The organism is Bhargavaea beijingensis (genome assembly GCF_900101985.1).
GTDB lineage: Bacteria > Bacillota > Bacilli > Bacillales_A > Planococcaceae > Bhargavaea > Bhargavaea beijingensis.
On sequence record NZ_FNAR01000037.1, the window covers coordinates 1 to 9,398 of the forward strand.

The following is a 9,398-nucleotide window of genomic DNA, read 5'->3' on the forward strand; positions in this document are numbered from 1 at the left end:
TCATTCGATTATATAAACAGGTACGGTTTGCCTCAATAAGCCATATGGCGGATTGAAGCGGAGGGCCCGAGACACCTGCGGGAAAAGCGTTAGCCGAAGACCCCGCAGAGCGAAGCTCGAGGAGGCTAAGGCAACGCCCGCGGTAAGCGAGGGCCCGCAGCGGAAATCCGGAGGATTTTATGGAAAAGAAAAAAACTGCAGACAACGGAGTAATATACTCACTTTGTCTACAGTCTGAGCCATCCGGAAAACCCGGATGGCTTTTGTTATTCCTGCTGTTCAAGCATAGTCTTCAGTTCACGGCGGAGCAGTTTGTTCGACGCGTTCCTGGGAAGTTCGCTGACGAACTGATAGTGCTTCGGGACCTTGTACGGGGCCAGCCGCTCCCTGCAGAAGACTTCCAGATCTTCTGAAGGGACTGCATCCCGTGCGACAACAAAGGCAGCAGGAACCTGTCCCCAACGCTTATCCTCCACTCCTGCCACACCCACTTCCGCAACAGAAGGATGGCCCGCCAGCACTTGCTCAATTTCCGCAGGATAGATATTCTCTCCCCCGGAGATGATGAGGTCCGAACGGCGATCAAGCACATAAAGGAATCCTTCATCATCAAGCCTGCCGATGTCACCCGTATGGAGCCAGCCGTCCACTTGGGCGGGACTGTCGCTAAAGCGGCCGATATAACCGGGCGTCACATGGGGACCGCTGATCAGGATTTCCCCCTCATCGCCAGGCTTTTCTGCTCCGTCGATCCTGATGCGATTAAAGAAAAGCGGTTTGCCTGACGATCCGGATTTTCTGAGGGCGTCCTCCGCCGACAGTGTGGCCGTCTGCGATGACGTCTCGGTCATCCCATACGTTTGTAGGATCTGAATGCCTAGGGCTTCTGCCCGGCGGATATATGGAGAGGGAACGGGGCCGCCACCGGCCAGGATCTGCTGAAAGCTGTCTGAAGCCCGCTGGTTTCGTGATTCCAGAATATCCAGCACCCGCACAAGCTGGGCAGCAACGGCGGACATCCTGGTAACACCACCATCCGCAATCTCTTCGGCAGACGCTTCCGCATCAAACTTCGTCTGCAGGCGGACAGTCATGCCGTAGATCAGTGAACGGCTTAAAATCGAAAATCCGCTGATATGAAACAGCGGCATGGCACATAGCCAGACATCGCCGTCCTGCAGTCCCATGTTGAGTGCAGATGCAATGGCGCTCGACAAATGGTTGCCTGCAGTTTGCCTGACTCCCTTGGGAAAGCCTGTGGTTCCAGAAGTATACATGATCGTCAGCGTGCGGTCTTCCTCCCAGAGCTCGGCCGGTTGAAAATCCTCTTCCTCCCCGGATAGAAGCCGGCTTACAGCCATACTGTCCGGCGCGAGGTCCAGCAGGGCATCATCTGTGAATACCGCTTTAGCTTCCGAGTCCTGGATCTGGTAGGCCAGCTCGGCCCTTGTCAGACGGCTGTTCAGCAACACCAATTCAAAGCCGGCAAGCAACCCGCCATGAATCAGGAAGACGGTATCCGGTCCCCCCGCCGCAAGAAGCGCCACACGGTCCCCTTCCTTCAGGCCGTTCCCCCTCATCTTTCTCGCGATATCCATCGCCCGATCCGCCACTTCCCGGAATGTCCATCGTTGATCGCCCCAACTGATGGCGACCCTATCCGGTGTAAGACCCGCCCGCTGCAAAATCCAGTTCGGTGTCATCATACTATCACCTTCCCATCAGAAAAAGCCGCCATAAGAGGCGGCTCTGTTGAATTGAACAATCAAGGGAAACGAGGGAACTGTCCAAAGTCCGGCTTGCGCTTTTCCTTGAATGCATCGCGGCCTTCCTTCGCTTCCTCAGTTGTGTAGTAAAGGAGTGTCGCGTCGCCCGCCATCTGCTGAAGGCCAGCCAGGCCGTCTGTATCGGCGTTCATCGCAGCTTTCAGGAAGCGGAGTGCAGTCGGGCTCTTCTCGAGCATTTCCTCACACCATTGAACCGTTTCATCTTCAAGCTGTTCAAGCGGAACGACTGTGTTGACCAGGCCCATGTCCAGTGCTTCCTGAGCATTGTACTGGCGGCACAGGTACCAGATTTCGCGGGCTTTCTTGTGTCCGACGATGCGGGCCAGGTAGCCGGAGCCATATCCCGCATCAAACGAGCCGACTTTCGGGCCGGTCTGGCCGAAGATGGCATTGTCTGCGGCAATGGTCAGGTCGCAGACCACGTGCAGGACGTGTCCTCCGCCGATGGCGTAACCCGCCACCATGGCGACGACCGGTTTTGGAATGACCCGGATCAGGCGCTGAAGATCCAGCACGTTCAGGCGCGGAATCTGGTCCTCGCCTACATAGCCGCCATGTCCGCGGACTTTCTGGTCTCCGCCGGAGCAGAAGGCCATGTCACCTTCGCCTGTCAGGACGATGACACCGATGCTGTCATCATCGCGTGCGCGTGAGAATGCATCGATCATTTCCTCTACGGTTTTCGGTGTGAAGGCGTTGCGGACGTGCGGACGGTTGATCGTCACTTTCGCAATGCCGTTGTATTTCTCGTATTTGATCTCGTCGTATGTACGGATCGTTTCCCATTGGCGTGTCATGTGGTTCCTCCCCTGTCTATGGCTTTAAAGCTTTCCTTACTATTGTAGCAAAGCGTGCCGGATTTTCCACGTGGACCGTATGCCCGGCATCCGCAACGGTGACATGATGAACATCAGGCAGGCCCCGTGCCATCTCTTCAGCAATGTTCACATACTTTTCGTCCAGCGTTCCGGTAATCAGTGTCACCGGCATGCCATATTGCTCCAGGCACTCCCAATAAGAGGGCTGGCCTCCCGTGCCGATGCCCCTTAGACTTCCAGCAAGGCCGGAAGGATCATTGCCCAGTCGGTCATTCCGGATACGATTCCGAACCGCTTCAGGCAGCCGTTTCTGCGAGGCAAAAAGCGGAATGTTCTCCCAGTGGTCGGTAAAGGCACGGATTCCTTCCCGTTCGATGAAAGCGGCAAGTTTCCCGTCCGATTCCCGTCGTGACCGCCGTTCTTTTTCTGTCCGGAGCCCCGGGGACGTGCTTTCAAGAATCAGCCGACCGACCTTTTCGGGATGGGCTGCCGTGTAACCGATCGCGATCCGCCCGCCCATCGAGTAGCCGAGAAGGCTAAATCGATCCAGCCCCAGCCGGGTAAAAAGCGCATCCAGGTCCGCGACCTGTTCCTCCATCGCATAACGCTCAGGAGCCTCAGGGGCTTCCGTTTCCCCGTGGCCGGTTAGGTCTGGCATGATCAGCCGGAATGCGCTGAGCTCATCGGCAAATTCAGCCCAGGACGCAGCACTTCCCGTGAAGCCATGCAAAAGGACAAGCGGCTCCCCGTCAGGGTTGCCTGCTTCCCGGAAGCCGACCCGGATACCGCGGATCATGGCCGTCATCGGTTCCATTCGGCATCCAGCCTTTCGCCGACAGCCTGCCACAGCTTGCGGTGCTCGCCCAAATTCACATGGCGGTCGCTGAACGCTTCGATTATCCTCACATGGGTCTGTTTCGGCTGATGAAGAGCCTCCCGGAGACCATCGGCTGATTCAACCGCATCATATTGGCAGCCATACATCTCGGCCAGGCTCCTGAATTTAAGCCCGGTCGGCGTGCCGAACAGATTCTCGAAATAGCGTCCTTCCCCAGCCTGCGGCAGATATGAGAATATTCCGCCGCCATCATTGTTCATGATGAGAATGGTCAGGTCCGTTTCGTCAAATCTGCTGGAGATCAGTCCGTTCATATCGTGAAGCATCGCCAGATCCCCGATCAGCAGATAAGCCGGTCGCTTTCTTGACGCCTGAACGCCAAAAGCCGTAGACACGACGCCGTCAATACCATTCACGCCGCGATTGGCAAAAATACCGATATCTCGGACTGTATTCATAAAGAAGGTATCGACGTCCCGAATCGGCATGCTGGAACTTGCGAACAGGTCACTGCCGTCCGGCATGTCGGCAAACAGGGTGCCGGCCATCGCCCCTTCGTCAGTTCCCGCGCTGACGGCACGCCTGGTCTCCTCTGTCGCAATACGATTTGCTTCCGACCAGAGCATGGCATAATCGGATGGATCATTCCCTGCCCGGATTCCCATCAGCATTTCCGGCGCACACTGGAAGTGATCGGTCGCCAGGTGGTAAGGATCTCGGAACGCAGGGCTTTCATCCACGACAATATAAGTGTGCGGCCTGTGTCCGTTCAGGAACTGCGCCAGAGGCTTGGATACAGGCTGCGGGCCAAAACGGATGACGGTGTCCGGTGCCATCTCCTGCTTGAACCTCTCGTTCTTCAGGATGGCATCATACTGATCGATGCATAGGGCTTCCACTTCATCGGAAACACCGCTCCGGAGTCCCGAAAGCGGATCGGCCAACACCGGCCAGCCGAGGGAAAGCGCAAATTTCCAGAACGCATCTTTATCAAGGTCTGCAGGCAACTCGCCGGCAATGATGAGTCCCCGTTTGGCAGCGGAAGTCGTTTCTGTGAACCACCGGACCATGCCGGGCTCCGGAATCATCATCCCCCTGCGCACGCTTCGGAATGAAAGTCCGGGGTCGTCCGTCCCGAAATCGATCAGAAGCGGTTCTCTGAAAGGGATATTCAGATGTACCGGACCAGCCGGCGCATCAGTCGCAATCGAGACAGCTCGCTGTACATGGCGGCCGATATACTCCAGCAAATCCGGCCGCTTCTCGGGTACAGGAAAATCGGCGCTGTGTTTGACCATCCTTCCGAACATCCCCGGCTGATCGATTGCCTGCGGCGCACCGACTTCGCGCAACTCATGAGGCCGGTCTGCTGTCAGAACGATCAGCGGCACCCGGGCATACTTCGCTTCGGTAATAGCCGGCATATAATTGGATGCAGCTGTTCCGGAGGTGCACAGAACAGCGATCGGCTCGCCGGACGCCTTGGCCATGCCGAGTCCATAAAATGCCGCAGAGCGCTCGTCTGTCTGGAGATGGACTCCGACACTGTCCGAGTCTGCAAATGCATAAGCAAGCGGCGTCGAACGGGACCCGGGACTCACAACCACATGCCGGACACCCGCCCGGATTAGCGATTCACGGATTCTCAGCACATAAGAGGTCAGTACTTTCCGCTCATCCATGCAGGACACCTCCAAGTGCCCGCATCATCGGCCGGAACTTCACCCAAGTCTCTTCATACTCCTCTTCCGGCACCGAGCCGCCGACAATTCCTCCTCCGGCATAGAGATGCGCCCTGTCGCCTTTCAGGAGACCTGAACGGATCGCCACGGCAAACTCCCCGTCCCCGTCGGTGTCCATCCAGCCGATCGGAGCCCCGTAGAAGCCTCTATCCATCTTTTCATTTTCACGGATCATGCGAAGTGCCTCATTGCGGGGGGTCCCTCCGAGGGCCGGTGTCGGATGAAGTGCTTGCACAAGATCCAGCAGATCCGTCCCGGCATTCGGTTTTCCTTCCACAGGAGTGAACAGATGCTGGATATCCCGTACTTTCAGCAGCCGCGGCCCCGCCGGGATGTGGATATCACTGCAGAAGCTGCGGAACACATCGCCGATCATCTCGACGACAAACTGATGCTCTTCGCGGTTTTTTGGATCTTTCAGGAGCCCCTCACCGAGCATCCGGTCTTCTTCCGCTGTCTTTCCGCGGCGGATGGACCCGGCCACACAGGCAGTCAGGCTCCTGCCATCTTCCATCTTCACGAGACGCTCCGGCGTCGCCCCGAAAAAGAAGTCCCCTCCATTTTCCAGACCGAACAAATAGCTTTCCTGTTGCTCGGCGGCAAGATGTTCAAGCACCTCCGAATGGCGGACCCGTGTTTTGAATTCAAGCCCCACGGAGCGTGCAATGACCACCTTTTCAGGTCCCCCTTCGCGGATTCCGTCCCGCACCCCTTCCACAGCACGAAGGTAATCCGCTTTCGCGTATTCCCGAATGCGAAGCACATCCGGTTTAACGGCAGTCCCCCTCTCCTTGACTTGGGCTTCGTGTATGAGCCTGTCCCGGATGACCCGCAGCCGATCAAAATCAGCCGCTGCGGCAGTATCTTCGGATATCAGGTTAATCGACACGAAGGTTCTTCCGTCTTTTTCGACCAGCTGGATTTGGGGAACGACGAAAAGTGCCGCCGGAAAGCGTTCCCACTCTGATTTGCGCCGGTTTTCCGGATCAAACGAGAAGCCGCCGAACAGCACGGGCGACTGGTCCCCTTCCTCTTTCACGATCACTGAGCTGAGCCGCTGCCACTGTGTCCGGATATCTTCGAACCGGGCATCGCCGTCCGTGCTTGTGAGTCGTGCTGCATGGCCGATACCAGCGATCTTCCGGGTCTTTTCCCGGTTTTCCCAATAAAAGCGATGGCCGGCAAATTCGGCCTCGCCAGCTTCAAAAAACGCCTGCGTGGACAGCCTGTCCGATTCGACCGTCTCCGTGTAGAACCGGAGCCCGTCCATCATGCGGCTTGAACCCGCTATTAAATCCGGAGTCGTTTTCCGTTTCATCCAAGACCCCTCCAACTTTTTCGCTACAGTCTTTCCTTGCTCATTTATTTTACCACAATGCACGATTCGCCAACATCCGCGCGATTCCATGCGCCTCCCCTGTCCTTTCACCAAATTCTCCGTTATAATGATGAACGGAAAGAAATTTAGGGAGAGAACCATATGCAGCAAACACTCAAAGCGGACGAAGGCTGGCGCATCTGGTGGCAGCTGACCCGTCCCCATACGCTAACTGCTTCCTTTGTGCCGGTGCTTCTCGGCACCATCATCTCGCTCGCCGAGACCCGACCCAACTTCACAATCTTCATCCTCATGATGCTTGCCACTCTCTTTCTTCAGGCGGCAACCAACATGTTTAATGAATACTACGATTTCAAGCGCGGGCTCGACAACGAACAATCCGTCGGCATCGGGGGAACCATTGTCCGGAACGGCGTGCGCCCTTCATCTGTCCTGGGCCTCGCATTGGCCCTTTACGGTGCTGCCGCACTGATGGGCCTTTATATTGCCGCAAACACCTCCTGGTGGCTTCTCGCAGTCGGAGGGGTCGCCATGGCCATCGGCTACTTGTATACAGGCGGACCGCTTCCGATCGCTTACACACCGCTCGGGGAACTATTCTCCGGCGTCACAATGGGGATGGCAATCGTTCTCATCTCCTACTTTGTACAAACTGGGCATGTCAGCGGATGGGCAATCGCCCTCTCGGTTCCGAGTATGATCCTTGTGGGCGCAATCATGATGTCCAACAATATCCGCGACTTGGAAGGGGACAGAAAAGGCGGCCGCAAAACACTGGCCATCCTGGCAGGAAGAAAAAATGCGATTACGATCCTTCTTCTGTTTTTTGCAGCATCTTACCTATGGATACTCGCAATGGTGCTGACAGGCAGCCTGACGCCTTGGGCACTCCTCGTCTTCCTGAGCTCCGGAAAGCCGATCGGCGCCATCCGGATCTTCAGGAAAGAAAACGTTCCGCTGAAGGTCATGCCCGCCATGAAAGCAACCGCCCAGACCAATACGTTCTTCGGTTTCCTCCTGTGCATCGGGCTCCTTCTCGGATACTGGACAAACTGAATGACGCAACAAAAACCGCCTGCTTCGGACGCAGGCGGTTTTTGTTGTCAGGAGCAAGGTTTATCGTTCAACGCAAAAAGGAAAAGATGAGGGACAATGGCAGGATTCATGAACTCATGAAAAACAGACCATCCATCATTTAATACAATAAGGAAGTGACAGCCATGTTGACAGAACAGCAAAAAACGATCCTCAAGCGTGAGCTGATGGAGATGCAGCAACAGTACCGCAAGACGGACGAAGAACGAGAACGCGACGACAGCATGCGGGATGATTCCGGAGAACTTTCTTTTGCGGACAATCATCCCGCGGATATGGGCACAGAACTGTTCGACCGCGAACGGGACCAGGCCCTTGAGAATCATGCGGAGGATGAACTCGGCAAGGTGGAGCAGGCCCTGACAGCACTTCGTGAAGGCAATTATGGCATCTGCGAGGTGTGCGGAAAAGAGATTCCGTTTGAACGCCTGGAAGCCATCCCCTATACGAATCGCTGTATCGAACATGCGGACACCGAGATTCCGGACGACCGGCCTGTCGAAGAAGATGTGTTGCAAGATGTGGCTGAACCTGTCCAGCCTGACTCCTTTGAGGTCGGCAAGGAAGGCGATATTGAAGACTACCAGGACAGCTTCCAGGAAGCCGCACGGTACGGCACATCCGAAACCCCGTCCGATATGAGCGGTGATCATGATAATTACAATGACCTCTATGCCGATCCGATGGAGCAGGGCACGACAGAAACCTACGAGGAGTTCGCAAGCACGGATGAAACCGGTACGGTAAAAGGCTTCATGAGGTCGGATACCATGGATGAATACGAGGAACACCTCGAGAATGCCGATCTTGAATCCCCTCTTGGCGAGATTCCGGACAAAGTGATCGACAGCTATACCGGCGAACGCCTGGACAAGGAATGAGATCTCAGCAACTTCAAAAAAGAGCAGTCATCCTGTGTAGGATGACTGCTCTTTTTATGATGACCCCTACGGGATTCGAACCCGTGTTACCGCCGTGAAAGGGCGGTGTCTTAACCGCTTGACCAAGGGGCCAATAAGTGGCGGAGAAGGAGGGATTTGAACCCTCGCGCCGGTTACCCGACCTACGCCCTTAGCAGGGGCGCCTCTTCGGCCTCTTGAGTACTTCTCCATAATGGCTCCGCAGGTAAGACTCGAACTTACGACCGATCGGTTAACAGCCGATTGCTCTACCACTGAGCTACTGCGGAATACATGGTGGGCCTAAGTGGACTCGAACCACCGACCTCACGCTTATCAGGCGTGCGCTCTAACCGGCTGAGCTATAGGCCCGGTCTCGCTGGAGCGGATGAAGGGAATCGAACCCTCGACTTCAGCTTGGGAAGCTGAGGTTTTACCACTAAACTACATCCGCGAATGGTGGCTTGGGACGGAATCGAACCGCCGACACAAGGATTTTCAGTCCTTTGCTCTACCGACTGAGCTACCAAGCCTAAACTTCAAAAATCATTATGTAAAAATGGCGGTCCCGACGGGAATCGAACCCGCGATCTCCTGCGTGACAGGCAGGCATGTTAACCGCTACACCACGGGACCATTGGTTGCGGAGGCAGGATTCGAACCTGCGACCTTCGGGTTATGAGCCCGACGAGCTGCCACTGCTCCACTCCGCGATAATCATATAGATTGCTCACTGGTATTTCTGCGCGCTTGATGCGTTGACACCTTACGCAACTGCGTTGCTGCCAGTGTAACTTGTTTGCTTCACCGGTTCAGAGCTGCCCTTGACTGAAGAGGCACAAAAGATGGCGGAGGAAGAGGGATTCGAACCCCCGCGCGG

Annotated in this window: 7 protein-coding genes and 8 tRNA genes; 2 read left to right on the forward strand and 13 right to left on the reverse strand. The window is 55.9% G+C overall.

Features of this window, described 5'->3' with window-relative positions:
- Positions 1 to 266: 266 nt before the first annotated feature.
- Genes BLT01_RS14790 through BLT01_RS14810 form a run of 5 tightly spaced genes read right to left on the reverse strand, consistent with a single transcriptional unit; the run spans position 267 to position 6,503 of the window.
- Positions 267 to 1,706: an o-succinylbenzoate--CoA ligase gene (locus tag BLT01_RS14790; protein WP_092099090.1), complete on the reverse strand. Its 1,440-nt coding sequence runs from the start codon at positions 1,704 to 1,706 to the stop codon at positions 267 to 269.
- Positions 1,707 to 1,765: 59 nt separating this feature from the next.
- The gene (gene menB, locus BLT01_RS14795) at positions 1,766 to 2,584 is read right to left on the reverse strand and encodes a 1,4-dihydroxy-2-naphthoyl-CoA synthase (protein WP_092099092.1); all 819 of its coding nucleotides are present in this window, start codon (positions 2,582 to 2,584) and stop codon (positions 1,766 to 1,768) included.
- Between the two features lie 16 nt (positions 2,585 to 2,600).
- Positions 2,601 to 3,410, reverse strand: coding sequence for a 2-succinyl-6-hydroxy-2,4-cyclohexadiene-1-carboxylate synthase (gene menH / locus BLT01_RS14800; RefSeq protein ID WP_092099105.1), 810 nt, complete (start codon positions 3,408 to 3,410; stop codon positions 2,601 to 2,603).
- Complete coding sequence (gene menD / locus BLT01_RS14805) at positions 3,407 to 5,125, reverse strand: 2-succinyl-5-enolpyruvyl-6-hydroxy-3-cyclohexene-1-carboxylic-acid synthase (protein ID WP_092099094.1); 1,719 nt, start codon at positions 5,123 to 5,125, stop codon at positions 3,407 to 3,409. Before menD ends, menH begins: the two co-directional genes overlap by 4 nt.
- The gene (locus BLT01_RS14810) at positions 5,118 to 6,503 is read right to left on the reverse strand and encodes an isochorismate synthase (protein WP_092099097.1); all 1,386 of its coding nucleotides are present in this window, start codon (positions 6,501 to 6,503) and stop codon (positions 5,118 to 5,120) included. The genes menD and BLT01_RS14810 overlap by 8 nt, the downstream gene beginning before the upstream one ends.
- A 162-nt stretch (positions 6,504 to 6,665) precedes the next feature.
- Here BLT01_RS14810 and BLT01_RS14815 point away from each other — a divergent pair, with 162 nt between their 5' ends.
- Both BLT01_RS14815 and BLT01_RS14820 read left to right on the forward strand, forming a co-directional pair.
- Positions 6,666 to 7,580, forward strand: a complete 915-nt coding sequence (locus BLT01_RS14815; protein ID WP_092099100.1) for a 1,4-dihydroxy-2-naphthoate polyprenyltransferase — start codon at positions 6,666 to 6,668, stop codon at positions 7,578 to 7,580.
- A gap of 164 nt (positions 7,581 to 7,744) precedes the next feature.
- Entirely contained in the window at positions 7,745 to 8,500 is a 756-nt protein-coding gene (locus BLT01_RS14820; protein WP_092099102.1) for a TraR/DksA C4-type zinc finger protein, read from the forward strand.
- Positions 8,501 to 8,560: 60 nt separating this feature from the next.
- Here the strand turns inward: BLT01_RS14820 and BLT01_RS14825 are convergent.
- The 8 genes from BLT01_RS14825 to BLT01_RS14860 all read right to left on the reverse strand — a co-directional run bounded on the left by BLT01_RS14825 (position 8,561) and on the right by BLT01_RS14860 (position 9,231).
- A tRNA-Glu gene (locus BLT01_RS14825) sits at positions 8,561 to 8,632 on the reverse strand.
- A 6-nt stretch (positions 8,633 to 8,638) separates the two neighbouring features.
- A tRNA-Ser gene (locus BLT01_RS14830) sits at positions 8,639 to 8,729 on the reverse strand.
- Between the two features lie 4 nt (positions 8,730 to 8,733).
- Positions 8,734 to 8,808: transfer RNA gene (locus BLT01_RS14835), tRNA-Asn, on the reverse strand.
- Between the two features lie 5 nt (positions 8,809 to 8,813).
- Positions 8,814 to 8,890, reverse strand: a tRNA-Ile gene (locus tag BLT01_RS14840).
- 8 nt (positions 8,891 to 8,898) lie between these two features.
- A tRNA-Gly gene (locus BLT01_RS14845) sits at positions 8,899 to 8,972 on the reverse strand.
- 3 nt (positions 8,973 to 8,975) lie between these two features.
- Positions 8,976 to 9,051 (reverse strand) — tRNA-Phe (locus tag BLT01_RS14850).
- A gap of 27 nt (positions 9,052 to 9,078) precedes the next feature.
- A tRNA-Asp gene (locus tag BLT01_RS14855) sits at positions 9,079 to 9,154 on the reverse strand.
- Between the two features lie 2 nt (positions 9,155 to 9,156).
- A tRNA-Met gene (locus tag BLT01_RS14860) sits at positions 9,157 to 9,231 on the reverse strand.
- Positions 9,232 to 9,398: the final 167 nt, after the last annotated feature.